Source organism: Bacillus methanolicus (genome assembly GCF_028888695.1).
GTDB lineage: Bacteria > Bacillota > Bacilli > Bacillales > Cytobacillaceae > Bacillus_Z > Bacillus_Z methanolicus_B.
The window spans coordinates 942,650-968,710 of record NZ_PNFF01000001.1; the positions used below are offsets into that span (position 1 = coordinate 942,650).

Sequence of the window (26,061 nt, forward strand, 5' to 3'; positions counted from 1 at the left end):
TTTTTTAGTAAAATATCATAGCATAACAGAAGCTGTACTGCAATAAGTGATATTAATAGAAATGATTAGTTTCTGTCACCGCCGAATTTTTGTCGAATCGGGGGAGACAGAAACTTTTTTTTGCTTATGTATTAAGAGGATAATAAAGATAATAATATGAATGGTCTAGAACCAAAGGAAATGTTTACATTAAGAGTCCGTTTTTTAGTCATGAAAACAGACAAAAAACCACAAAAATTTTAAAAAAGTAAAAATTACAAGTCGATGAAACATGAAGTCATTTTCTGTAAAAAAGGCAGAAAAGACTAAAAATTTGTTTGAGGAGCATTCCTGTAATGAAGAAATTTGAGGTTTGAAACAAAAAGAGCCCTCTTGGTATAGTACAGGGTGTCAATGCATTGACCCCGAATTAATAAGTTACCAAGGAGGACTCAATAATGAATTATACTCAAAATCGAAAAATCTCGCAAATCACACCATCAACATTAATAATCGGCATTGATATTGCCAAAGACAAACACGTGGCACGGGCACAAGACGATCGAGGAATTGAATTTGGAAAACGCTTGATCTTTGAAAATCGCATACATGGTTTCCAAATGCTTTTAGATTGGGTGAATCGACACCAAAAAGAAAATGATAAGAACCATGTGATTTTTGGGGTTGAACCAACCGGGCCCTACTGGTTAAATCTCGCTTATTTCCTTACCGCAAAGGGCTATGACTTTGTGCTAGTCAATCCGATGCATGTAAAGAAAAGCAAAGAGCTTGATGACAACTCTCCAACAAAAAACGATACAAAAGACGCCAGAGTGATTGCACAGCTGATTAAAGACGGCCGATACTCCGTACCAAATCTCTTAGACGGCATTTACGCGGAACTAAGAGAAGGCGTCAAAATAAGAGATCAGCTCACTCAACAGCTTGCCATCACAGAAGGACGTATTCAAAATTTGATTCAACGTTATTTTCCGGAGTTTTTCGATGTTTTCGGGGATTGGGAAGGAAAAGCAGCTCTTTGCACGCTAAAACTGTTTCCATTTCCTTCTCAAATTAAAGAAATGACACCTGAAGAGATTCTCTCAAAGTGGAAGCCATTTGTACAACGAGGAGTTGGAATGAAGCGAGCAACGAAACTAGTGGAAACGGCCAAAAAGAGCATTGGAATTCAAATCGGGATTCAGTTTGCCAAACGTGAAATGGAATATCTGATTGACCAATATGAGCTTTATCAAACGCAGTTGGAAGAGTTGGATCAGGAGCTAGAAGCTCTTGTAGAAACGATCCCAGGTGCTAAGCAAATGATGAATATTTCTGGGTTAGGTGTTACAACAGTCGCTCTATTCTTCGCTGAAGTGGGTGATCTCACAAAGTACAGTCACCCTCAGCAATTAGTTAATCTGGCAGGCCTTTCATTACGTGAGCATAGTTCTGGAAAATTTAAAGGACAAACCAGAATAACGAAACGGGGACGAAGCAGGCTGCGTAAAGCTCTGTACCTAGCGATTCGGCCACTCGTTGCCCATAATCCAACTTTTAAAGCTTTACATCAATACTATACAAAACGATCTGAAAGGCCTTTAAAAAAGCAACAGTCTCTCATCGCTTTGTGTTGTAAGCTATTACGTGTCTTATTTGTCATTGGTCAAAAACAGTGTGAATTTGATGGTTCAAAATTATTGCAAGGCTTGCCTCAAATTACATTACAAGTTGCTTAAACCGATTTATTAACCAATTTGTTAATCAAATTACTATCGAATACTTCAAGTATTTCTAAAGACAAACACCAATAGTGCCGAGTCGGAGTTTATTTTTACCATACGGGCTTATGACCCAGCTGAGGAGCTTATCCGACCTCCACCTCATGGATACGCAGGACGAAGGAATGTATGGATCCCAATCCGGTGATACATGGGAGGGTTAGCGACCGTGAGATGAGTGGAGATTTTGCGCACGGTCATAACTGTTATTACCAAACAATACCAGTTTGGTTGGTAGGATGGCCCCCCATCTGTAAGAAATTTAAATAAATTCAATTTATAACCATGATTTTCGGTGGATCAACTATTAGGTGTTAATGAAATTTAGAGAAAACGTGAGTATTCGGGAGAATTTTAAAGTATATAGAGGGAGGTACCAAAATGAAGGCTGTTACATTTCTAGGACCAAAAAAATAGAAGTAATGGAAAAACCAAAACCGAAAATTGAAAATGAGACGGATGTAATTGTAAGAGTTACAAAAACAACTATTTGCGGTACGGATTTGCATATTCTTGCTGGACATGTTCCTACTGTAGAAGAAGGTCGTATTTTAGGCCATGAAGGTGTAGGGGTTGTTGAAGAAGTTGGTTCAGGTGTAAAAAATTTCAAGAAAGGTGACAATGTACTGATTTCTTGTATTACCTCCTGCGGAAAATGCGAAAATTGCAAACAAGGGTTGTATGCTCATTGTGAAGATGGGGGTTGGATATTAGGACACTTAATTGATGGAACCCAAACAGAATATGTAAGAATTCCATACGCAGACAACAGTCTTTTCCATATTCCGGAAGGCGCAGATGAAGAGGCTCTCGTTATGCTTAGTGATATTCTTCCAACAGGTTTTGAAATTGGCGTATTAAACGGAAAGGTTCAGCCAGGGCAAACAGTTGCAATTATAGGTGGGTCCCGTAGGCATGGCAGCACTATTAACCGCTCAATTTTATTCACCTGCGGAGTTAATAATGGTTGATTTAGACAATAACCGGTTAGAAGTTGCGGAAAAATTTGGTGCAACGAAAGTGGTTAACAGTGGCGACGGCAATCCTGTTGAAAAAATTATGGAATTAACCGGCGGAAAAGGTGTAGACGTCGCGATAGAAGCGGTCGGACTTCCTGTAACTTTCGATATTTGCCAAGAAATTTTAAAACCGGGTGGCCGTATAGCCAATGTTGGTGTCCATGGGCAAAGTGTCGATCTTCATATAGAAAAATTATGGACATTAAACATTCCATTGACAACCGGTCTTGTTAGCACGACCTCTACACCAATGTTATTAAAAACTGTTCAGTCAAAAAAATTGCAGCCGGAACAATTAATTACTCATCGCTTTCCTTTTTCAGATATAATGAAGGCTTATGATGTTTTTAGAAATGCAGCAAAAGAAAAAGCCATAAAAGTCATTATTTCCAACGACTAAGTTTATTTATTTTAAAAAATCGATCTGTTCTTAACCTATAGAACCTGTTTCATTATTCATAATAATGATTCGGGTTCTTTTTCTTTTTAAAATTTGCTTCATAAAATAGAGAAATGAAAAATAACTTGTTAGTTTTATCATGAATTTAGACTCTTAACCATAATAATGTAGTAAAAATGATTGGTCCATTTTCCAATCCTATTTTAACTATAAAGACCGTCCACAAAAAATGATTACATCGTGTCTTGATTTCAAAATCAAGGGGGGCATTTACATGGTGAAAAAAAACCATTCACTACAATCTTTGAAAGATCCGGATGAAAGATTTATCTGGCATTCCATGAAGCCTTATAATCCTGATGCCACCATTGTAGTCACAAAGGCAGAAGGATCTTGGATCACGACAATCGACGGGAAGCGGTATTTAGATGCAATGGCAGGACTTTGGTGCGTGAATGTCGGCTACGGGCGAAAAGAACTTGCAGATGCAGCATATGAGCAATTAAAAGAAATGGCATATTATCCCCTCACCCAAAGCCATGTCCCGGCAATTCAGCTCGCGGAAAAACTGAACGAACTTTTAGAAGACGAATATGTCATATTCTTTTCCAACAGCGGCTCTGAAGCAAATGAAACAGCATTTAAAATAGCCCGCCAATACCATCAGCAAAAGGGAGATCATAATCGCTATAAAATTGTTTCGAGGTACCGTGCCTATCATGGCAATTCAATGGGAGCTCTCGCTGCAACCGGGCAGGCCCAGCGAAAATATAAGTATGAGCCGCTGGCATTTGGATTTGTCCATGTAGCTCCGCCTGACAGTTACCGGGATGAGATAAATGTCAGCGATCCAAGCCAGCTGTCATCTGTCAAGGAAATTGACAGAGTGATGACATGGGAACTGAGTGAAACGATTGCTGCGATGATCATGGAACCAATTATAACGGGAGGAGGAATTCTTGTACCGCCGGAAGGCTATATGAAAGCTGCAAAAGAGGTTTGTGAGAAACATGGAGCTCTGTTGATTGTTGACGAAGTGATTTGTGGTTTCGGCCGTACAGGAAAGCCGTTCGGTTTTATGAATTATGGTGTAAAACCTGATATCATCACAATGGCGAAAGGAATCACAAGCGCCTATTTGCCGCTTTCGGCAACAGCTGTGAAAAAAGAAATTTACGATGCCTTCAAGGGTGACGACGAATACGAATTCTTCCGCCATGTGAACACGTTTGGGGGCAGCCCCGCTGCATGCGCTCTTGCCATCAAAAACATTCAAATATTGGAAGAGGAAAAGTTGTTTGATCGATCCGGGGATTTGGGTGAAAAGGTTCTAACTGAACTTCAAAATCTGCTCCGGGATCATCCTCACGTCGGTGACGTACGCGGAAAAGGACTATTAATCGGGATCGAACTTGTAAAAGATAAACAAACGAAAGAACCGCTGAATACGAGCAAAGTAAATGAAGTAATTGATCTTTGTAAACAGGAAGGCCTGTTAATTGGCAAAAATGGAATGACTGTTGCCGGATATAATAATGTCCTGACGCTTTCCCCGCCATTAAATATTCCGGAAGCTGACTTAGATTTTCTTATAAAAGTCTTGGTTGCTTCGCTTGAAAAAATAAAATAAGTTGATCTTCCCGCAGTTGCTCTTGCATAACGCGGGTTTTTTGAGTTTGTTAAAACAGTATAGATTTGTTCATATTGGTGATTCCGTGAAAATTAGAATGAATTCCGTCAAATTTTTTCATAATTCCACGTAAAAACTAACTAATTCCGGTCGTTCATTGTTTTATTGTAGCAATCTTTTTTGGAAAATGTACTTTCCCTACATAAATGAATTTTTATCTTCGAATAATAGTAGCGTATTCAAAAATTTTATTTTCAATACATGATCCAAAATAACCGATTTTGGAAGGGGTGTCTCTTGTGCTCACCAATAAGCAGCTATCTGGCTTCCGACAAATGCTGCAGGAACAGAAGCAAGATTTAAAGCGGTACCGGGAAAATGATCATTTTGGTTTAACTAGAGGGCATGATCATGAATCAATGGGAGAGCTGTCAAGTTACGATAATCATCCAGCAGACGATGGTACGGAATTATTTGAAAGAGAAAAAGACATAGCCTTAAATGAACATTATCAACTTGAATTAAAAAACATCGAAAAGGCGTTACATGCAATTGAAAAAGGAACATATGGAAAATGTGAAGTTTGCGGAAAAGACATTCCGGTTGAGCGGCTGGAAGCTTTGCCGACAACAACTTATTGTAAAGAACACAGTCCGGATCAGGTTGTATCGCGTCAAAGACCGATTGAAGAAGGAGTTTTAATGCCTCCGTTTGGTAAATTTGATTTGGACGAACAAGATGAGTCTGTAGTTTATGATGCTGAGGATTCATGGCAGGAGGTAGCAGAGTGGGGAACGTCTGAAACTCCGTCAGACTATATCGAACCGGCGGATCATTATAACGATGTAAACATTGAATCATATGAAAATATTGGGTATGTTGAGGACTATGAGAATTTTATCGGTACCGATATACAAGGAAAAAACATTACCGTTTATCCGAATCCCCAACATGAAAGGTACGAAGAAGAATTAGATGAAGAAGGAATTATGACATCGTTCGGAGACTTGCCGGCGTATGAGCATGACCCTTATGTTGAAAAAGATAAATAAGAAAAAAAGCCGCAATGGAGACCAATTTAATCCATTGCGGCTTTTTTTAGCACTTTAAAGCGATGAGGGCCAGGCCCGCACTGCGTTAACGCTTTAAAGTAATGAGGGCCAGACCCCAAACATTTTAAAAAATCAGTGTTTTGACTGGAAATATTTCATGACTACTTGCATATTGTATACGACAACAACCCACCACCTACGCTAGCGTTTAGAGGTGGGGGCTTGTAACTACCCGGAAGTGCAAACGCCGCAAGGCTCCTTCCTTAGCTTGGTGTTACTTTAGGCAGGTTGACAGCTACCCAACTACACAAGTCATGCTTGTGCAGTCACTTCAGCAATGTACTCAATTCCTTTTCGCTGAAGATTCATAGCACCTATAAGGTCATCATTTGATGTGTATCCGCATGTTTTGCAACAGAATATATGCTTTTTCTTGTTACGGTTCGCCTTCACGGCATGTCCGCACTTCGGGCATGTCTGAGAAGTGAAGCATGGGTCAACTGCAATTACCTTGGACCCGACGATACAAGCTTTGTATTCTATCATTTGTCTCAGCTGAAAGAATGCCCAAGAAACGGTTTCATAGCGGTCTTTGACTCTTCACGTTCGGTTGTATGACGAACACCTGTCAAGTCTTCTACAACAAACAGGGTATTTGCTCCATATCGGCGGGCAAGTGCCTTACTAACGGAGTGGTTCACGTCCGTCATCCAACGGTTTTCTTTTTGTCCGATTCGCTTCAATTTCCGGCGAGCGGAAGCCGTACCCAATCGTTGCAATTGCTTGCGCATGTGCTTGTACTTGGAACGCTTGTCCTTGATGGGTCTTCCGTTGAAGAACAAGGATTTTCCGTCAGAGTCATAACTGACCGCGACAAAATTAATACCCATATCGACGCCAACTACTTGACTGACAGTATGTTCGGATACTTCTGGAAATTCCTTCGTCATTGGGATATGCAAAAAGAACTTGCCGTACTTTTTGACAAGTTTCGCTGTACCAAAAGTCCAAGAACCATCAACATATTGTTCCATACCTTTCGTTTCAAATGGCATTTTCACCCTGCCATTAACCGTGTTGATCGAAAACAGTCCTTTAGTTAGAGAATAGTCGCGATTCCAAACAAGGTCATATTCAGGTTTCTTAAATCGTATTGTACCCCAATCATGGCCATTCGTTTTCGCTGATTTGTAACGAGCGATCACGGTTTTCATTACGGACTGCGCCATTTGAGATCGTAAAGAAAAGTCAAAACGTAACGTTTTATAGGTCATCTTATATAACTTAGCCTAAACAAGCTCTTTTGTTTCAAAAATAATTTGAGATACGAAATTACAACCGTTACGGTAAGCTTTCAAAGTTTCCTGCAACAATCCGATTTGCTCAAGGATCGGGTTGATCTTAACTTTTGCTGTAATTGTCAAATGCATCATGATCACCTCACTTTCATTAAAAAGATAATCATATCATAGTATCTAGTGGATTAAACTAACTTAAAGAAAGAAGGGAAAAGAAGCGAATGTCGGATGCTTGAGGCGGCAGAAACCGCCCCGCATCCGAAGCACATTCCTCCCAGCCCAATTGAGGACTGGGTCTCCTGCTGATTAGATGAAATAAAGTAGAAATGGGGGATTAAGATGACAAGGACGGAAAAATTTCATCAACATCCGAAATCATTTTTTTGGAAAGGAATGGCTCTGTTTGTCATTTTCAGTGTTGCGATCGTCACCGCTCTTTACTTTTTTTCGCAAAGCCTAATTAAAGTTGAAGCTCCGAAAAAAGATTACGGACGAAAAGTGATCATCCAGCTTCCGAACGGAAAAGAAGTGTTAACATATGAGAACTTAATTGTGAAAGAAGATGGGAAAATTTTTTATAAAGGTGAAAACAACAAAATAGACTTAACAGGCGGAAACATTGTGTATGAAGATTGGAAATAGAATAATAGAATAATAGAAAGAGCCTTCAGAAATTATTTTAATACTTTTGCAAAGAGCATTGTCTTTTAATCGGACATGCTATTTTTTTCTTTTATTTAAGATGATTCATCACCACATTTTGTGATTTAACCAATAAAAATGAAAACACTCACAGATTCCTGGCAATAATGTTAGCGCCTACTTAACATAACAGGAGGTTCTGTAAGTGTTTTTTGTATCACTAGATTTGCCAGAATTTGAAGTTGTTAAACAAGTATTTCTTGAAGATTGCAATCTGTTACATGTTGAGAAAAATACGATGGAAGAACGTTGTACTTTTTGCGGCTTTTTTACCAGTAATGTCCACGACTGGCGGACAAGAAAAGTTCGTGATCTATCTATATTAGGCAAACCCCTTTTCTTATTTGTCAGAGTGAACAGATACCGTTGTCACAACTGTAATGAGGTATTTTCCCAAACATTTGAATCGATTAGCCCTAAAAAACATCAGACCAATCGATACAGAGAATATCTGTATCAAATGTGCAATGGATCCACTATTCAAGAAGTAAGTCGAAAGGAAAAAGTTCCTTATACGACAGTAGAAAGAATTTTTTATTCCATCGCTAAAGAAAAAGAAATGGAGCATTTAGAACATCTTGATAGTGCTTTAGAAAACAATGAACTAGTCCTTAGCCTTGATGAAGTCGCTGTTCGAAAGGGTCACCGATATGAAACCGTTCTAATGGATGCCCAATCCGGCAGTGTTCTTGGTATGGAACATCAACGTAGTTATGATTCTACTCTAACCTTACTCTCCAAGGAGATCCTGGCTAATAAGTGTGTTCAAACCGTTGTCATGGATATGTGGGATCCCTTTCATAAAGCTGTTAAATCCGTATTTCCAGAGGCCTGTATCGTCATTGATAAGTATCATGTAGTGCAAAAAGTTACCCAAGCACTTGATCAAGTAAGGAAGAATATTCCTGGCCTGAAAAAAGAACGGTTTAAGCTCTTGAAAGGTTCTGAAAAGCTAACGGCTAATGAAAAACAACAATTAGACGAAATGCTCGAAGAGCACCTAGAGTTGTCATATGCCTATTTTCTAAAAGAGCTATTTAGAGAAGTTTACCAAGCACCGGACTTTGATACAGCTGATTCACTCTTGGAAGAATGGATCCAACTTGCATGGAGCAGCCCATTTCCGTCATTCCATCAAGTAGCCAAGACCTTAGAAAATTGGAAAGCACAAATTTTGCAATACTTTCTTACACCCTTTACAAATGGCCGGATTGAAGGCACAAACAATAAAATCAAGAATATCAAAAGACGTGCATTTGGTTTTAGGAATTTAGACAGATTTAGACTCCGTGTATTTTTAGAATGTACAGGTAAAACTTATAAAAATCAGGCTGCCTGACCTTGTCCTTCATCAGCTTTCCACAGTGTAGTTGGTAGAAAGGAAGCCGTCAAGGAAAGCACTTGACAGCTTCCTTTCTACCAACTAAGTGGTCACTAAGCTGATGAAGGGGCTACTCTAGATTGAGTACCAATCTAGCTAACTTATTTCAGGAATTGTGTGGACATCACAGAATATGGTGAAGAGACTTTAAGATTAACCCTTCATCTCCCATCTTCCTAGCAAATAAGGTGATATCATTATGCCAACACCATGCTATTCGGTAATTGTTTCACCTAGTTCAATCGATTTCTGAATATTTTTCAAATACCTGCTCCACACATTGAATCTCCTCTTTATCCATAGCATCTGTTAAGCATATTGGATGTAAATTCCGTCTCCTGCATGACCAAACGTACATATTTTCATATTTGGATAGAAATAAGTTTATGAAGTTTTTGAATGGTGTAATTTTTCGCACTATTTGGTGTACTTTTCTTACACCGTTTGGTATACTTTCGTAAAAAGGAGGAGGGAAAAATATGCCAAAGCAAAAAGTGATATAAGCCGTAAGAAGAACTTAGAGGACAGGGGAAGAAATAGGAAGAGACCATATAAAACCCCTATAAATGGCTTTATGATTATATACATAACTGCAATCATTCAGCTTAAAGACTCTCTATGGAATAAAATAATGCAAGTAGTAAAATCCATACTTGCATACATGAATACATTCACGAATATCTTAATTATAATCACACAAGGACTTTCGGACAACAGCAAGGGTTCTAAGTAAAACGTTATATAGAAACCTTAAAAACACTTGAAAATGCTCAAATCGTTACAAGATGGAGCAATAATGACATCCTGTTAAGAATTCAAAAGAACAATATTTGGTTTCTAGCTTTAGAGATTTTGATGATTATTCAGTACTAATGAATCAGACTAATATTTACATGTTCAGATTGTCAAAATTAAAAGGTAAAAGGGAGGTTATACATTTGAAACAAATAGGCCGAGCTATCATAGCTATAATTTGTTTGTCTGTTCTTACATTGTATTTGACGGGTTGTAGTTCTCGAGATGTAGATAATTCACCTAAAATAAATGAGTTTATTGTAATTACATCCCTTAAAGAAATCAAAAAAAATCAATATGAAGTAGAGTATGAGTTAAAGAAGGATCTAGAAAAAGGAAGTGGTCAAACAACTCAAAATCTATACTTTAATGATGGTAAAACAAATGTTCCTTTAGTAAGTGAAAAAAAAGGAAAACAAAAAATAACAATTAAAGGAAAAGGTATTAAGTTAATTTATAATGCTTCCAATAGATATATCGAAGAAATAAAGTTAAACTAAAAAAAGGTGATGGAAAATCCAATGATTAAATATATTCATTTGTTAGGACAACTAATAATGGCTTTTTCAATTTTATTTATTGTTTTAAAAATGGGGTCAATTTATATAGCAATAGCGTTATTTTGCTTAGGTACAATTTTATATATATTTGGAAAAAATAGAAAAAAATAATTGCCTCTGAATATACGTAATTTTCAAAAAAGGAGGAATATTTTATTGAAAAAATCATCGGTATTTATTATGTCTTTTTCTTTAATTTTATCAGCTTTATTTTTAAGTGATGAATCGAAGGTTTCAGCTAAAACATCAAAAGGGGGATATGTTAAATCTACTTATTACGCTTCTGGAGGTAGAGTTAATATTGAATATCATGATCTTTATTTAAGAGTTGCTGATGCAAGAAAATATGCTGCAAAATCTGAAGTTTCTATAGCAGAAGGTGCTGCATGGTTTGGAGCTACTTTTATTCGAGCTGCTAGTCCTTATATTGCTACAATCGGTTTTTATAAAGCTACAGAGGCTGCTGTATTTGCAAGTAATATTAGAAAGTATACCGATAAAAATAAACATGTACATGTTACTCTATATAATGATAAGTTTTATGGAATCAGTGGAAGAATTGTAACTCAATGGAATGGGCAAAAAGAAAGTATAAAACCTTTTAAAGTACCAGTACCTAAATATCAAAAAGTAGTGAAAAAAATTTATAAATAAAGATTTCAGCCCCGTTGCCCGCCTAATCTTCAATAGGAGGTCATTTTTTTTCAACAATACATCATCTCTCCATTTTCCTATCATTTTTTCTTTGAAGAAATTCCTCAACCCTTCTAAAATCGAATTTTCCATGAATGTATTGATTATTTCATATTTTAGCAATGGTACGATCACCTAAAAGTTGTGAAGATTCTTTCAGGACGTGATCTTCTTGAAAGGGAGACTTTGTCGCTCTCCAAGACCATTATTTATTAAAAGCAGAGTTTTAATGAAAAATAGTTATTTTTACTCACTCAAAAAAGGAAAATAGGTATTTTATCGCTTATCTTAACTTGTCTGTAATATAAATTTAATAGTTCATAATTCCTTAAACCTAAATTTTAATATTTTGCAATAAAGTAATTGGACAATTATTCATTTTTAGGATTAATCTTACATGTAAAATAAAAACAAATAATCCATTTATTTAAAAATAGACTTATTTTTTCCTAACGCTCCAAGTTTTGTGTCTTCCATGATAGTGGTTTTCTTACTAACATAAGGAAGGGAAAGAAAGATAAGGAGTGTTTTACTTTGAGAAAACAACTGTTGACGGTTGCAACAGCTGCCGGTTTCCTGTTTGCATCTTTTAACGGAACTGCTAGCGCACATGAAAAAATACATTCTGTCCAAAACGGTGAATCGCTTTGGAAAATTTCAAAAAAATATAACGTCACAGTGAATGATCTTCAAAAATGGAACCATCTTTCCGGTTCATCAATCTATCCAGGTCAAAAGCTGACTTTATTGGCTCCGCATAGCCATTCAATCGGAACTGCATCAAAAAGCAGCACGGTTTCCTATACGGTAAAATCCGGGGAAAGCTTATGGACAATTGCCAGAAAATTCGGGATGACTGTTAGTGTGCTAAAAAGATTAAACAGTTTAAGCCGTGATACCATCTATCCAGGTCAAAAACTGGTGGTAAAAGGAAGTGCAGTTGATTCAGTTTCAGATTCAAAAGTTAACTCTCTGATTACAGAAGCAAAAAAATATATCGGTGTTCCATATGCATGGGGAGGCAGCACACCTTCCGGCTTTGACTGCAGCGGTTACTTATATTATGTATATAAAAAAATTGGCATTTCAATTCCGAGAACAGTTGCGTCTATTTGGGATGCAACCAAAAAAGTATCATCTCCAAGAGTTGGAGATATCGTATTCTTCCAAACTAGTAATAATGGACCTTCTCATGCCGGAATCTACCTCGGAAACAATAAGTTTATTCATTGTGGTTCTTCAACAGGAGTAACCATAAGCGATATGAATTCATCATATTGGAAACCGCGTTATATTGGCGCGAAAACAGCATTTTAAGAGAAAGAAGGCTTTGATTAACGAAGCCTTCTTTTTTATAGCTATTTTCGACAAATAAGTTCTTTAACTCCCGTGTACAGAAGGGCAAAAGAGAATACGATCATTGCAACAACGCCTACGATATCAAAAAATGGTGTTAGTCCTGAGAGAAAAGATGTTGCAGGAAGATTTAATAATGTGTAACCGGCTAAAATGCTGGCCAAATATATCCAAACAATTCCATTCATTTTGTGATCCCTCCTTTTACAACAGTTTATGTTCATAAAAGAGTAGTGGTTTGGTTAAAAGCCTAAATTAATGTAAGGGCTTACAATTATTTTTTGTTGTTTGATAAGGAAAAATATGTTAGATTGAATTCAATTAACTAAAAGCTTTGCTTTTAGAGCAGTCAAAAGCTTGCTTTTAATTTTGAAATAGTGTAATTGCCGAGATCCGGCATCAAAAGATCTTACTACTAATTTACGAGGAGGAATGACATGGGTACGTGCAATATTGACCATAGCCATGAAGATGTTAGAAAAAAATATGAAGTGCAATCTGAATTTCTTCCGAGCGGAATTAATGATTTATTAGGAGCATTTTTCGAAAAAGAACAAACCCAAGATATTCTTAACGAAGTGTTCCATTTGCTGAAAAAATACGACTTAGCAGATGAAAAGGAAAAAGCGGAGCGTAACCGCAGGCTGGAACTCATCTTAAAAAACGTCTGATTACTACTTACCTTAAGGAAGAATCGCACATACTCATCAAGAATGAGTGTTTTTTTAAATAACGCAATTTAGCATATTTTAACGCTTTAAAGCATCGCGGGCCTGACCCTCAGTACTGTAAAGTGTTAAAGCAACATGATAACTGTTCCCCACTACGGTCACTCTCTATAGAATAGTAATTTTAAAAGTTCTGAAATTATGATTTTTGTTGTAAAATTACTCTAAATAAAACGAAAATTTCCTGATTGTGATAGGGGGATGAGTGTGGATAATTTTTCGAGAGAAGATCGAAAACGAATTTTTGAACATGAACTATCCTTGCTTAAAGAGGGGGAGTATATTTCAATTGACCAGTTTGACGCCGTATCGAAAGCTCATCAACAGTATTATTCAGATTTGCTGTTACGGGAACAACAGCTCGAGAAGGAAGTTTTGGAGCGAGAAGAAGATTTGCCAAAGACAAATCAAATCTTTCAAGAAAAGCCTGTGCCGGTAAAAAGAAAGCTCTCACCGGAAGAAATACGGGAAAGAAACATAACCTGGTCATTAAACCTTGGTGTTCTCTTGCTCTTAATTGGGGGATTATTTGTAGCAACCAGTAATTGGGAGACGATGGAAAATTGGATGAAAAGCGGGTTGATTGCTCTTGTTTCTGCCCTTTTTTATGCAATTGCTTATGTTTCCAATCGTTTCTTGAAAATCCAAAAGACCGCTTTTGCTTTCATTGTACTCGGAAGTTTGTTTTTACCAATTTTCATTTTATCTTTAGGTTGGTTTGAACTCCTCGGATCTTATTTATCGTTTTATGGAGAAGGCCGTCACGTTTTAGGAACGCTTGGGGCATTCGCGCTGCTGCCTGTTTATTTCCTGCTTGCGCAAACAATGAAATCACGCCTTTTTGTCTGGTTCACTTTCATAACAGCGACGATTGGAACAGGATTTTTTTTAGCGGCATTGAATCTTCCTGTAGATGCTTTTTATTTAGGTATCATGCTGTTTAATGCTCTTTTAATATTTGTATTCCACAAATTGAAGAAATCAGATTTTTTTACATTGTTTACGAAGGAATTTGTTGTTTTTTCACAGGTGAATCTTATCTTATCCACCTTATTCATGCTTTTATTTTTTCATCAGCCGCTTTTTTATGGATTTAATCTTATTTTAACGGCAACCGTTTATTTATCCATGGTTTATGTAACAGGGAAAAAAGAGTTTCATTTTGTTTTTACGGCAATGATTGTATATGGGTTATATCAGGTTATTGAACATAGTATTCTTGTTTCTTTCGATGCAATCTTTTACGCTTTAGCCGGAATTGCATTTCTCGCTGTTCCAAAATTTCTCGATGACAAATTTCCATGGGAAAAAGTGTTCCAGATGACAAGTGCTGTTGTTTCGGGCCTTGCATTTCTATTTATCAGTTTCGAAGGTATTCTTTTAAGGATGAATAAACCTTCATTTGTATTAATGATAGCCTATCTCATCATTGCCGGTAATTTTCTGTACTTGGCGAACGTTAATAAGAACAAATTATTTAACTATTTAAGCCCGTTTTTCCTTTTAGCTGCTTTTTATGAAGCAGTGTTAATACTTGATATCATTTTTCACTTCGATACGTTTATTTTGCCTATTTTCTTCATAGGGTTTCTTCTGTTTATTATTTTTGGAACATTCATAAAAATACCTCCGCTTGACGTGATTAAGGAAAGCTCAAGGGATGTAGGGCTTGCCGTTATGTCATTAGCGATTGTGGTATCCATCGGTATTTTTTACTGGTTGGAGTTAGGGATCATGCTTCTAGCATTATCCTTCATCGCTTATATTGTATTAAAAATAGAACAGCGGAAGGATTTTTTGGAAGCTTCACCATGGGTTTTGCCGTTGTCAATCGGATTTGCTTTTACAGCATTTGGTGAAGAACTTCGATTGCACTTGGATTATTACCAAAATAACCTGGGCGTTTCAACGAATTTCGTCCTTGGAAGCATGATTGCTTTGGTTAGCAGCATGATTTGGAAGAAGCTTTCACAGCAAGATCTCGTACGAAATTCATTTTATGTTTCACAAGGTCTGTATACGGTCGCAATTATTTCCGCTTTAATATTGCATGTCAATGATTTGTGGGCAAGGCCGCTGATTCTTTTCGCGGGAATAGTGATGTATTTTGCCTTGTTCAAGAAAATTGGAGATAAATTGTTGACCTATTTGGTTAGCTCGTTATCTTTAATCTGGTATTTTTCAATTGTTTATGCACTTCATTTAAAAATAACATTTACACCGCTGATGTATTCTTTATTCCTTACTGCAGGTGCCATTTTCTTATTTGCAGTTGCCGTATCGCTTCGAAAAAAAGAACCGGAGCTTGCCGCCGGGTATGCAGTCACAGGCCACAGTTATTTGCCGATTGCCTTAATCATTTCCTTTATCTTATATAGGGAAGAGGCCATGTGGAGCTTTATTGCTGCGCTTATGATTTATGCTGTTAGTGCAACAGCTGCCGGCAAAGAGTGGAAAAAGAAAGTATTTTTATATGGGGCCTTTACTTCTTTATTTTTCACGATATCAATATGGGTTGACAATCATTATGATGGAAATGACGGACATGTTGCATATTTCATAACAAGCATCCTGATCGGATTGTTTTGGATCATTGCAAAAAATGAATATAAAAAGAGATCGGTTTATTTTCTAATTCCATTTTCATTAATTGGAATTACTGCCTTCATCACGGTCTATCCATATGAATGGAAATTATTTATCGCTACACTTTTTTATGCAGCATTCGTTTTAGTATTTCTTCATTTATCGAAATGGGATCAAATTGCCTTTTTGCCGATATTGCTGGTATATTTTGGAACTGTTCAGTATTTGGCATTAACGACTTTAGAAAGCATGTACGAAGTTCTTATTTTACTTGGAATAGGGCTTCTTCTTCTTTTCTCAGGTTCATATTTTTATAAAAAATTATTTGAAGAAAAAGAAGGGCAAAAAATTATTCGGTTTGACAGTTATACATTAACTGCTTTCCTATATTTTTGTTCAGCCTATTACTTTTCAACCGATCACGCATTTGTCAAATTATTACCTGGGCTTTTAATTTCCGGTGCTCTCTGGCTGCAGCGAAACCGGGTTCCCAAGGATTGGTCTTTTATTCCTGCCTTTCTCGCAGGTGCCTATTTATTGCAGCCATATTATTCGGCAGTGGACGAATTCAATGTTCCGGAGTTATGGGAGCGTGAAGTCATTGTATTGCCATGGATAGCCGTAGTTATTTATCTTCGCAGATGCTTACAGGAGAAATACAAAAAATACACAAATTATGCTCAATGGGGAGTCTTGATTCTCGTCTCAATCCTGCTCGTTCAAGACGGCCTGGCAAGTTCAACGGTATATGACGCATTAATATTAGGTTCGTTATCACTCGTCTCTATTCTTGCCGGCATGTTTTTAAAAGTGAAATCGTATTTCTTTGTTGGATCGGGAGTATTGCTTTTGAATGTCCTATTGCAAACCCGGCCATACTGGGGAAACCTGCCGTGGTGGGCATACTTGTTGATTGCCGGTTCCATACTTATCTCAGCTGCCAGCTATAATGAATGGCATAAACAGAAAAAAGAAAAAGGCGAAAGAACTTTTTTAACTGGCATTAAAGAAAAAATAATCAGCACGTTAAAACGGTGGGAATAACCCCTTTAAAGGAAACAAGTGAGTACTCATTCTTTACTCAAATTAGCCGTAAATTCTACTAAATGCGATTTAAGAATACGCAAATGCGCCCGGAGATAAAACCTGTCCCTTCAAATGTGGAGGGACAGGTTTTTTTTTTCATTCTCAGCCTCTATTTAATGGGTGATGCTGCATATTGAGTTTTTCTCCTGTCGCACCTCCACTTTAACGCGGTACAGCATTGAGGGCAGACCCCCAAAAAAAGAGCAGGTTGAATGGGTAATACCCATTTCATAATCTTTATACCTTCATATGATATTAAATCGAGGAATGGAGAGTTATATTTAAATATCACATCGAGGTGCATGACATGAAGCTTATTCTGTTATCAGGGGGTTCGGGGAAACGATTATGGCCGCTTTCCAATGAATCCAGATCAAAACAGTTTCTAAAGATATTGCCACATTCAGACAATGACTTTGAATCGATGGTTCAGAGAATTTGGCGGCAATTAGAAGTCAATCAATTAGTAGACGATGCATATATTTCGACTAGTAAAGCACAAGCGGATATCATTCAAAGTCAATTGGGAACCGAAGTACCGCTTATCATTGAGCCAGAGCGAAGAGATACTTTTCCGGCAATCGCATTAGCCTCAACGTATTTATATTCAACCATTGGCGTTCATCTAGACGAAGTTATCACCGTAATGCCTGTCGATCCATTTGTGGAAAATCAGTTTTTTAATAAGCTCAAAGATTTAGAGAAAGTTATTGGACAATCTGATGCGGATATTGCATTAATTGGAGTCAATCCGACTTATCCTTCAACCAAGTATGGTTATATCCCTCAGTTTCAACGGATTTCTTCATTTCTTCCCATGACATAAACAATCGAACAATATCTTCTTCTATAAGTTGACTTCCCATTTGAACTTCAATAATTTCAAGATCTTTTAGCGCTTTAATTTCCTGCAATCCTCACTCAATGAACCGCTTCCAATAACATTGTTTTCCATTTCTTCTGTTAATGTATTCCAAGTCCCCAAGTCTTTCCAATAACCGTTGTACGGAATAACTGCAATCTGGTCAGCCTTTTCAACAATTTCATAGTCAAAGCTAATTTTTGGAAACGTTTCGTAGTGCTTAATGACCTCATCAAACTGAGTAGGCAGCCCTCTTTTTTCAAGTTGCTTTATCATATAGCCCAGTTTAAAAGCAAAAACGGAATTTAAGATGTATATAAAACAACCAGGAGCACTGCAAAGGATGCACCTGGTTGTTTTGGGTAAAAAAATTTTATTAAAAACTGCATATGCACTCATAAAAGTCTTCAATTCAATATACTTCTTTTTTAGTTACTATATAACAGAATATGCCGTATATGAATGAAGTAGACATTTCACAATTTTAGAAAGGGAAACATAAAATATAATGCTTCTTTTTTATTGTTTAAAATGTCTAATCCAAATAAGCTAAATTTTTCATATTAATATGAAAGAAGGCTCGTTTATGCGCATTTTATATTTATCGGTACATGAAGTATTGGAATATGATGAGTTGAAAATATTTACTGAATTAGGACATGAATGTTTCTCGCATGGAGCCTATTGCCGTCCGCATTTAGGCAGTTCGTTGCGCCCTCCAATCTCCGAAATGCCCTATGATCCGCGTTTCGCGGATTTAGTTGATCGCTTTCCAAAAAATAATCTTCCTCCTGAAATGATTGAAGACAAGGATGTCATTATTATTATTCATACACCTTCATTGGTCATTGATAATTGGGAAAAGATTAAGCATAAACGAGTGATTTGGAGGTCAATCGGCCAATCGGTTCCTAAAGAGTATGATGGATGGGTCGGCATTTAGGTGAATAATTTCAGCTTTATGAAGAATTCTATCTAAGATGGCAGTGGTAATCGCTGGATCACCTAATAATTCCCCCCATTCCTTTGGCGCTTTATTAGATGTTAGTATAATAGACGACTTATTATATAAATCGTTAATTAGGTGGAAGAATAAGTTAGCTTCATGTTGGTCCATGGCCATAAACATAAGATCATCTATAATAATCAAATCTGCACTTCGGATTCTTTTTATTTTTGTTTGAGATTTACGTGAAATTTCTTCTGTTTTCAATGTATGTATCAGCTCTCCCATTGTAATAAACATCACTTTATAGCCTTGATTTATAGCTACAAATCCTAAACCCACCGCCAAGTGGGTCTTTCCGACACCTGGCGGTCCAAGGAAAATGATGTTATACAATTGTTCAATCCATGTTAATTCCTTAAGTTGATTCAATTGCTTCCTGCTTAATGATTGTTGCTCCTCTAAATTAAATTCATCTATTGTTCTTTGAAACGGAAAATTTGCCCACTTTAGTCGCTTTTCTAACTGCTTTTCTTCCCTTCTTTTTTGCTCGTATTCTAAAATGCAATTAAGAAAAGTGAGATATGAGGAATCGTTCGTTTCGGCTTCTTTAACTAAAGTTGGCAAATAATGAGCCGTTTCCTTCAAACGAAGAGCTTTTAAAAGCTCTTGTGATTTTGATAATGAGTTCATTTTTGCCCCTCCAATACAGATATGTATTTATTCACATCACGTTTTTGCGTATTGATTTGGTTGATTTGATTTTTACGTTCCACAACTGGTATTACCACTTGTTCCTTATCCTTACTGCTGCTGTTTATTTGTTTTTGTTGTTGAAGGTACTGAGCCATATCGGTAAAGTCGGTTCCTGTATAAAGCTTTTTATTAATGCATTCCTCCAAAGCTTTATCCACTACGGACTGCTCGATTAATCGGATTTGCTTCAAAATAATTTGTAATTGATCCCGAATATAACGAGGTTTCTTTATTCGAATTTCTTGTAAATAGGATTTGGCAAGTTCAGAATTTGTGAAATAACGTGAGACCGTTTCAATATAAGCATCAATACCTTTTGTTCGGTCTCGTGTATGCTGACGATCTTGGATTAATTGTCCTTTGCCAGGGAATATTTTATGTTTAGCGATCAAAGGACCGTCTGCTTTTTCATAAATAAACAAGTATCCATCAGATTCAGTTATATAAACTTCTTTTTGTTTGTTATATGTTCCAATATAAATGTCAACACAAATATGTACACTTTTGCTTGTTTAAGGATGTACAAAATCACTCGTTTTCTTTCGCCAAATGATCCTTTAAACGATAAGAATCTCCAATGATAGAGACAACGGTTGCGTGATGTAAAATGCGGTCTAAAATCGCATTGGCCAGCTTGGGTTCTTGAAAGATTTCATCCCATGCTTTAAAATTCACATTCGTTGTAAGAATCGTACTACGCTTCTCATAACGCATATCGATGAGTTGGAAGAAAAGCTTTGCGTCCTCGGCATCAATCGGTAAATAACCGATCTCATCAATAATTAATAGTTTATATTTTGTATAGTGTTTTAATCTGCTCTCTAACCGATTTTCTAAACGTGCTTTCTTCAGATTTTGAATTAAATCATGGCACTTAATGAAATAAGTGCTTGTACGTTTCTTCGCTGCCTCAATCCCAATGGAAGTGGCTAAATGTGTTTTTCCTACGCCACTTGGCCCTAGAAAAACTATGTTTTCATTTGCTTCGATAAATCGAAGCGTTAAAAAATCTAAAATTTGTTTTTGATTTATTGACGGTTGAAAACTAAAATCAAAATCCTTTATTTCTTTCAAATGCGGAAAAGCCGCAACCTTCACCATCGATTGAATCATATTTTGTTCACGTACATCAATTTCGTAATTCGTCAGTTTCACTAGCGTATCTACCAGTGACAATTGATGGTTAACGCTGAAGTCTAAGACTTCATTTAAATGCAAGGACATTTGCTTGAGCTTCAAATAATCTAAGTTTTGTATGAGTTGTTGATAGTTTGTTGTTGGATTCATTATTTATACACTTCCCCAATCGCTGCTAAATTCCGTTTTGCTAGATCATCAATATCCGGATAATTTGGCATGGAAACGCCCAAGGCTTCTTGATAATGTGCTTCCTGATAATTTAATTTCTTGTTACTTATAGGGTGTTGCGCAATCAGTTCCGTGTTATAATAAATCCATAATTGATTATCATACACTTGTAAGCCTACTTTCTTTCCTTGGTACTGTGCTGGTACCGAGTATTGGTTTGATTTGTAGAAAATCATGTTGGATGCATTGACTTTTACAAGCGTATGTTTGATCCGATAGGAATCTCTTACTTTCTCAGCTGGTAACTGGAGTAGGTGATTCCTTTCTTTTTTGAATTCTATCGCAGGAATTTTTCCAGTTCCTTGGTGGACCTCATGGTTCACCCGATGAGATAAGTCTTGCACAAATTGATGTAATTCTTCCAAGGTCAACTGACCTTGATAAGCATGAATTTCATCTAATATTTTCATTGTGGTTTCGACTTTTCCTTTTGTCCGTGGACGTCCAGCAATGCATGGCTTCACCTCAAAACCAAAATCCTTAGCGAATTGTGCAAACTTGTCATTTACTCTTCCTGGGGAATGTTCTGTTCTTGCCTCATCCATAATGGTTTTCATATTATCCGTGATGATTTCAGCTGGCACCCCTCCAAGAGCTTCGAATGTTTCTGTTAAGAAGGAAAACAGGACATTTTGTGACTTAGAAATACTCATTAGGAAGGTTCTGAAACGTGAATGAGATAGAATCAGTACTGCAACATTGATTTCAACGTTCTGACCATCCTTTGTTTCAAAAGGAATACTCTCTTTCCAATCCAATTGTGCTTGTTTTCCTATAGGCGTTTCAAAACGTGCTGTGCCTTTAGGAGAAGGAATTCGTTTATCCTCTTCAAAGTAAGCATTAAATTCGGGCGTTTTCGCAATATACGCTCGGAACGTCGATGCTGCACAATCCAGTCCATGATTATCCTTTAAATACTGCCATAGCACACGACGATAATAAAACTTCTGCTTAGCATCTTCCGAAAGTAGTGCCGCAATGATTTCATAGTATTCATCAATTTTGGAAGGCTTCTTTCGTGTACGTTTAGGAATAAATCCATTTAAATATTTATCAATGGTTCTACGATCTACACCTAGATCTCTAGCTAATTGACTTTTATTAATTTTCATCTTCAAATGCTCCATTAGTTGTTTTAATTTTGGTAAGTCTTCAAGACTCTTAATCTCAAAATCAGTTTCCACATTTATCGATATGTACATACTAACCACCTCATGATTAGTATGAAATCTAAAGTCAATTTTGTACATTATTATTCCAGCATTTGTGTACATATTTAAATTATCATTTCTAGTTCCAAGAGGGACTGAATAACGATTTGATTGATATCGTATAGTGTTGTCTTTACGAACAGCCCTTGTTATACTAGAGTAAGGATTTAAGTTAGATAATTTGTTGAGGACTGGTCTTAAGTATTGCTTTTCTTTCTGAAATACTTCGACTGGTCTTTTTTTCGTTGTATTGTGTATTTTATAATTACCAGTGCGGTTCAGCCATTCCCAGCCAGCCTCATTCCATTCATCAATATTTGTGAATTCCCGATGTTTAGCAAAGTTATGTTTGATATATCCTACAACGTTTTCAATTTTCCCTTTGCTTTCCGGATCAGCTTTACGGCATACTCTCAATTTTAATTTTCTTTCTTGTCGATAGGATTCAAACTCCTTTGTTAATATGAGATCTCCACCATTTTCACTAACAAGTATTAATGAATCCTGGTCATAAACAATTTCACGAGGGATGCCCCCAAACCATTGAAATGCATTTTCGTGACAACGTATGACATCACGAGTAGTAAAAGGTCGATCTAACCATTCCATATATTTATATCGTGAATGGGAAAGTACAAACGCTATAAAATATAGTTTTACTTTTTTCTTCCCTCGCGTATATTGATGAGTCTCCCCAAAATCAACTTGTACTTGTTCTCCCATTTCTACTTCTGGAACAGCTTCATAGGATCTGGGGAGTGTTTCCTTTGGAATTCCGTAATTAATCCTCAGTTCACGAACATAGGACCTAACGGTACCTTCGGAAACTTCCAAACTTGAATATCTTTCCTTTAACCAATCTTCCACTTGGGCAGCTGACATGTCAGGATGCTCTTTAAGCCAATGGCTTTTATATGGATCTAACTTTTTAGATCTTGTATTAGTAGAGTCAATCCATTCAACCATCTCCTTAGGGTTTTGATTAAGATACCGGTACAGTGTGGGCCTAGAGATTCCTAACTTCTTAGCCACTTTAGCCTTACTGAATCCCAATTCCAATAATTGTCGTATCTCCACATACACTTCAAACTTGTCCACCTTTCAAATCCTCCATCACCGTTAATATCTCGACAATAAAAATACTAACAGCGATAGAAAACTAATTTAATAGTTTGAACATGAAATGTGTAAAATTTTATTTATCGGAAACTGTCAATTATATTTTATCGGTTACATATTCAGCCATTTGATTCTTATCCATTTCCTTCAGAAGTGAAATCATTTAAGTTTTTGTACACTTTGGCATTTGATTTCCGCAAGGGACTCGATTTGCTTATTCCAAGTTATTGTGAAGAATTTTCAAATGCCGAAGATGTCAGCCTCATTGTAAAAATTTACATTCCGGGCGGGATTAGTCAAGAAAGTATTTCTAAATTGGTATCTTCCTATATACCGGACAAAGAAAATAATCCCCATATCCATTTCATCCTTGAAAAAACGTCTCGAAAAGATCTTTTGTCTTTATATTCTAGCTGCACCTGTTATGTTTCTACTGAAAGGGCCTACGGATGGGGAATGCCGCAGATGGAGATGATGGCGATGGGAAAACCGGTCATTTCCGTTAATTGGGGAGGGGGTACGGAATTTATGAACGACAAGAACGCTTTTCTTATCGAACCCGAACCGGAATTGGAATGGGTGAACTCCGAATTGCAGCGGGCGAGGCCGGTTCACTATTTTGGACATAAATGGGCAAAAGTATCGAAACAAAATGTTATGAATACTATGCGGGAAGCGTTTGAAAACCATCAAAAAAGAGAGGAAATAGCTTTGCAGGCAAAATTTGATATAGCCAATAAATTCTCTGCACAAATGATTGCTGAACAAATAAAGGCAAGATTATTTGATTAATAGGAAGAGTTGCTCTTGCTTAAAGAGATTTTTAGATCGAAAAAGACTGGGAGGGCATCATGAAAAAAGCACTTATAACAGGTATCACCGGTCAAGATGGCTCATATTTGGCGGAACTCCTTCTTGCAAAAGGCTATAAAGTTTATGGATTAAGAAGGAGAACGTCCACCCAAAATTATGAAAATATTAACCATCTATTAAATGAAATTGAATTTATTTCGGGTGACTTGTCCGACTTGCTTCATTGATACAAGCCGTCAAACTTTCTTTTCCGGATGAAGTTTATAACCTCGGTGCACAATCATTTGTAGCCGATTCATGGTCGCAGCCTGTTTTTACAGGAGAAGTCACGGGCCTTGGTGCATTGAATATGTTGGAAGCCATAAGGCAAGTAAAACCGGATGCTCGATTTTACCAGGCTTCAAGCTCAGAAATGTTTGGAAAGGTTGTTGAAATCCCTCAAAATGAAAAGACACCGTTTTATCCGCGAAGCCCTTATGGAGTTGCGAAAGTATTCGCGCATTGGATTACAGTTAATTATCGTGAGAGCTTCGATTTATTTGCATGTTCGGGAATATTGTTCAACCATGAATCACCGCGAAGAGGTATCCAATTTGTCACACGTAAAATAACGGATGCTGTTGCAAAAATTAAATGCGGTCTCCAAAAAGAACTTCGGCTAGGCAATCTTGATGCAAAAAGGGATTGGGGCTTTGCAGGGGACTATGTCAAAGCGATGTGGCTAATGCTTCAGCAGAAAGAGCCGGATGATTATGTCGTAGCAACAGGTGAGACCCATACGGTTCGCCATTTTGTTGAACTTGCCTTTAATTATGTCGGATTGAATTGGGAAGATTATGTCATTCAAGATCCGAAATTTATGAGACCGGCAGAAGTGGATTTGCTTTTAGGCGATCCGAAAAAGGCAAAAGAAAAATTAGGCTGGGAGCCGGAAGTTTCTTTTGAAAACTTAATAAAAATGATGGTTGAACATGATCTGAAAAAGTATAGAGGAATCAAATGAAGGCACTCATTACAGGGATAACCGGATTTGTCGGAAAACATCTTGAATACTTTTTGAAGGATAAAGCCGAGGTATATGGTACGTCAAGGAAAAGCAGGAGCGAGAACCATATTTATCGATTAAATTTATTGTCCGAGATCGAAATCTTTCAATTGATTAAAAAAATAAAACCTACACATATTTTTCATCTGGCCGGATTAAGCAATGTAAAAGACTCATGGGAACATAAAGCGGATTTCATTCAGGCAAATGTGATCGGAACCGTTCATCTATTAGAAGCAGTGAGAAAAGCAGATGACCACATCAAGGTAATGACGGTAGGATCTTCAGAAGAGTATGGAATCGTTCCTGAAGGAGCAGGCAAAGTTCGAGAAGAAGCTCCATTGAATCCTATAAGTCCATATGGATTAAGCAAATGTGCAATAAGTATGCTTGTGAAATTGTATTATAAATCGTATGGATTGAACGTAACACATGCCAGACCATTTAATCATATCGGCCCCGGACAGAGGTTGGGATTCGTATCAACCGACTTTGCGCATCAAATAGCCTTGATCAATAAAGGGATCGTTGAAGAAAATAAAATTAATATAGGGAATTTACAAACTGTAAGGGATTTTACAGATGTAAGGGATATCGTTGAAGCATATTACGAAATCGGGCGTTATGGCAAAGCGGGGGAAGTTTATAATGAGTGTACCGGCCAAGGAGTTGCGATTCAAAATCTATTAGAGATTCTTTTATCTTTTTCAAACAAAAAAATTGAACCGATCGTTGATCCGAATAGAATGAGAGCTGCAGAAATCCAGAGATTGGTAGGAGATCCTGAGAAATTGTTCAAGTTAACGGGATGGAAACCGAAACGAAATCTTAAGGATACATTAAGAGACATTTACATTGATCGGTTAAATAAACTGTGAAAAGAAGGTTCTGTAAA

Annotated in this window: 18 protein-coding genes and 6 pseudogenes; 16 read left to right on the forward strand and 8 right to left on the reverse strand. The window is 37.0% G+C overall.

Annotated features, from left to right (window positions below):
* The first annotated feature begins 437 nt into the window (after positions 1-437).
* From C0966_RS04800 to C0966_RS04815, 4 genes and pseudogenes are all read left to right on the forward strand, one after another.
* Entirely contained in the window at positions 438-1,718 is a 1,281-nt protein-coding gene (locus tag C0966_RS04800) for an IS110 family transposase (RefSeq protein WP_274854009.1), read from the forward strand.
* A gap of 423 nt (positions 1,719-2,141) precedes the next feature.
* A pseudogene (locus C0966_RS04805) lies at positions 2,142-3,179 on the forward strand (zinc-dependent alcohol dehydrogenase family protein).
* 274 nt (positions 3,180-3,453) lie between these two features.
* The gene (locus tag C0966_RS04810; protein WP_274854061.1) at positions 3,454-4,809 is read left to right on the forward strand and encodes an aspartate aminotransferase family protein; all 1,356 of its coding nucleotides are present in this window, start codon (positions 3,454-3,456) and stop codon (positions 4,807-4,809) included.
* A 299-nt stretch (positions 4,810-5,108) separates the two neighbouring features.
* On the forward strand, positions 5,109-5,861 hold the full coding sequence (locus tag C0966_RS04815; protein WP_274854062.1) for a yteA family sporulation protein: 753 nt from the start codon (positions 5,109-5,111) through the stop codon (positions 5,859-5,861).
* A 312-nt stretch (positions 5,862-6,173) separates the two neighbouring features.
* Here C0966_RS04815 and C0966_RS04820 read toward each other — a convergent pair.
* Positions 6,174-7,291: pseudogene (locus tag C0966_RS04820) on the reverse strand (RNA-guided endonuclease InsQ/TnpB family protein).
* Between the two features lie 207 nt (positions 7,292-7,498).
* Here C0966_RS04820 and C0966_RS04825 point away from each other — a divergent pair.
* From C0966_RS04825 to C0966_RS04845, 5 genes are all read left to right on the forward strand, one after another.
* The gene (locus C0966_RS04825; protein WP_274854063.1) at positions 7,499-7,801 is read left to right on the forward strand and encodes a hypothetical protein; all 303 of its coding nucleotides are present in this window, start codon (positions 7,499-7,501) and stop codon (positions 7,799-7,801) included.
* 205 nt (positions 7,802-8,006) lie between these two features.
* Positions 8,007-9,200, forward strand: a complete 1,194-nt coding sequence (locus C0966_RS04830; protein WP_274854064.1) for an ISL3 family transposase — start codon at positions 8,007-8,009, stop codon at positions 9,198-9,200.
* A 980-nt stretch (positions 9,201-10,180) separates the two neighbouring features.
* Positions 10,181-10,537 carry a hypothetical protein gene (locus tag C0966_RS04835; RefSeq protein WP_274854065.1) on the forward strand — a complete coding sequence of 119 codons (357 nt, stop codon included), beginning with the start codon at positions 10,181-10,183 and terminating at the stop codon, positions 10,535-10,537.
* A 216-nt stretch (positions 10,538-10,753) separates the two neighbouring features.
* Positions 10,754-11,251 (forward strand): hypothetical protein, encoded by a 498-nt coding sequence (locus tag C0966_RS04840; protein ID WP_274854066.1) that lies wholly within the window; start codon positions 10,754-10,756, stop codon positions 11,249-11,251.
* 573 nt (positions 11,252-11,824) lie between these two features.
* Positions 11,825-12,607: a C40 family peptidase gene (locus tag C0966_RS04845; RefSeq protein WP_274854067.1), complete on the forward strand. Its 783-nt coding sequence runs from the start codon at positions 11,825-11,827 to the stop codon at positions 12,605-12,607.
* 41 nt (positions 12,608-12,648) lie between these two features.
* Here the strand turns inward: C0966_RS04845 and C0966_RS04850 are convergent, their stop codons facing one another.
* Positions 12,649-12,834: a hypothetical protein gene (locus C0966_RS04850; RefSeq protein ID WP_274854068.1), complete on the reverse strand. Its 186-nt coding sequence runs from the start codon at positions 12,832-12,834 to the stop codon at positions 12,649-12,651.
* A 249-nt stretch (positions 12,835-13,083) separates the two neighbouring features.
* Between C0966_RS04850 and C0966_RS04855 the strand changes: the two genes are divergently transcribed.
* The 3 genes and pseudogenes from C0966_RS04855 to C0966_RS04865 form a co-directional block, all read left to right on the forward strand.
* The gene (locus tag C0966_RS04855) at positions 13,084-13,317 is read left to right on the forward strand and encodes a hypothetical protein (protein ID WP_274854069.1); all 234 of its coding nucleotides are present in this window, start codon (positions 13,084-13,086) and stop codon (positions 13,315-13,317) included.
* Positions 13,318-13,575: 258 nt separating this feature from the next.
* On the forward strand, positions 13,576-17,004 hold the full coding sequence (locus C0966_RS04860) for a hypothetical protein (protein WP_274854070.1): 3,429 nt from the start codon (positions 13,576-13,578) through the stop codon (positions 17,002-17,004).
* 349 nt (positions 17,005-17,353) lie between these two features.
* Positions 17,354-17,830, forward strand: a pseudogene (locus tag C0966_RS04865) (sugar phosphate nucleotidyltransferase); the annotation flags it as partial.
* Between the two features lie 126 nt (positions 17,831-17,956).
* Here the strand turns inward: C0966_RS04865 and C0966_RS18640 are convergent.
* A pseudogene (locus tag C0966_RS18640) lies at positions 17,957-18,208 on the reverse strand (sugar phosphate nucleotidyltransferase); the annotation flags it as partial.
* A 286-nt stretch (positions 18,209-18,494) separates the two neighbouring features.
* Here C0966_RS18640 and C0966_RS04875 point away from each other — a divergent pair.
* A complete protein-coding gene (locus C0966_RS04875; RefSeq protein ID WP_274854071.1) occupies positions 18,495-18,851 on the forward strand; it encodes a hypothetical protein in 357 nt (118 codons plus the stop codon).
* Here the strand turns inward: C0966_RS04875 and istB (C0966_RS04880) are convergent.
* The 5 genes and pseudogenes from istB (C0966_RS04880) to istA (C0966_RS04900) all read right to left on the reverse strand — a co-directional run.
* Positions 18,801-19,547: an IS21-like element helper ATPase IstB gene (istB, locus tag C0966_RS04880; RefSeq protein WP_274854072.1), complete on the reverse strand. Its 747-nt coding sequence runs from the start codon at positions 19,545-19,547 to the stop codon at positions 18,801-18,803. The genes C0966_RS04875 and istB (C0966_RS04880) overlap by 51 nt on opposite strands.
* Positions 19,544-20,002 (reverse strand): hypothetical protein, encoded by a 459-nt coding sequence (locus C0966_RS04885; protein ID WP_274854073.1) that lies wholly within the window; start codon positions 20,000-20,002, stop codon positions 19,544-19,546. Before C0966_RS04885 ends, istB (C0966_RS04880) begins: the two co-directional genes overlap by 4 nt.
* Before the next feature lie 136 nt (positions 20,003-20,138).
* Entirely contained in the window at positions 20,139-20,897 is a 759-nt protein-coding gene (gene istB / locus C0966_RS04890; protein WP_274854074.1) for an IS21-like element helper ATPase IstB, read from the reverse strand.
* Positions 20,897-22,180 (reverse strand): IS21 family transposase, encoded by a 1,284-nt coding sequence (istA, locus tag C0966_RS04895; protein ID WP_274855714.1) that lies wholly within the window; start codon positions 22,178-22,180, stop codon positions 20,897-20,899. The genes istB (C0966_RS04890) and istA (C0966_RS04895) overlap by 1 nt, the downstream gene beginning before the upstream one ends.
* A gap of 213 nt (positions 22,181-22,393) precedes the next feature.
* A pseudogene (istA, locus tag C0966_RS04900) lies at positions 22,394-23,287 on the reverse strand (IS21 family transposase); the annotation flags it as partial.
* A gap of 174 nt (positions 23,288-23,461) precedes the next feature.
* Between istA (C0966_RS04900) and C0966_RS04905 the strand changes: the two are divergent.
* The 3 genes and pseudogenes from C0966_RS04905 (at position 23,462) to C0966_RS04915 (ending at position 26,044) form a co-directional block, all read left to right on the forward strand.
* Positions 23,462-24,100: a glycosyltransferase gene (locus C0966_RS04905; protein ID WP_274854075.1), complete on the forward strand. Its 639-nt coding sequence runs from the start codon at positions 23,462-23,464 to the stop codon at positions 24,098-24,100.
* Positions 24,101-24,159: 59 nt separating this feature from the next.
* A pseudogene (gene gmd, locus C0966_RS04910) lies at positions 24,160-25,124 on the forward strand (GDP-mannose 4,6-dehydratase).
* A complete protein-coding gene (locus C0966_RS04915; RefSeq protein WP_274854076.1) occupies positions 25,121-26,044 on the forward strand; it encodes a GDP-mannose 4,6-dehydratase in 924 nt (307 codons plus the stop codon). The pseudogene gmd and the gene C0966_RS04915 overlap by 4 nt, the downstream one beginning before the upstream one ends.
* Positions 26,045-26,061: the final 17 nt, after the last annotated feature.

Excerpts from the sequence above, each read along its gene's own strand:
- C0966_RS04800 (WP_274854009.1), top strand. The coding sequence starts at position 438 with ATGAATTATACTCAAAATCGAAAAATCTCGCAAATCACACCATCAACA.
- C0966_RS04810 (WP_274854061.1), top strand. The coding sequence starts at position 3,454 with ATGGTGAAAAAAAACCATTCACTACAATCTTTGAAAGATCCGGATGAA.
- C0966_RS04825 (WP_274854063.1), top strand. The coding sequence starts at position 7,499 with ATGACAAGGACGGAAAAATTTCATCAACATCCGAAATCATTTTTTTGG.
- C0966_RS04850 (WP_274854068.1), bottom strand. The coding sequence starts at position 12,834 with ATGAATGGAATTGTTTGGATATATTTGGCCAGCATTTTAGCCGGTTAC.
- C0966_RS04855 (WP_274854069.1), top strand. The coding sequence starts at position 13,084 with ATGGGTACGTGCAATATTGACCATAGCCATGAAGATGTTAGAAAAAAA.
- C0966_RS04860 (WP_274854070.1), top strand. The coding sequence starts at position 13,576 with ATGAGTGTGGATAATTTTTCGAGAGAAGATCGAAAACGAATTTTTGAA.
- C0966_RS04875 (WP_274854071.1), top strand. The coding sequence starts at position 18,495 with ATGCGCATTTTATATTTATCGGTACATGAAGTATTGGAATATGATGAG.
- istB (WP_274854072.1), bottom strand. The coding sequence starts at position 19,547 with ATGAACTCATTATCAAAATCACAAGAGCTTTTAAAAGCTCTTCGTTTG.
- istB (WP_274854074.1), bottom strand. The coding sequence starts at position 20,897 with ATGAATCCAACAACAAACTATCAACAACTCATACAAAACTTAGATTAT.
- istA (WP_274855714.1), bottom strand. The coding sequence starts at position 22,180 with ATGTACATATCGATAAATGTGGAAACTGATTTTGAGATTAAGAGTCTT.
- C0966_RS04915 (WP_274854076.1), top strand. The coding sequence starts at position 25,121 with ATGAAGGCACTCATTACAGGGATAACCGGATTTGTCGGAAAACATCTT.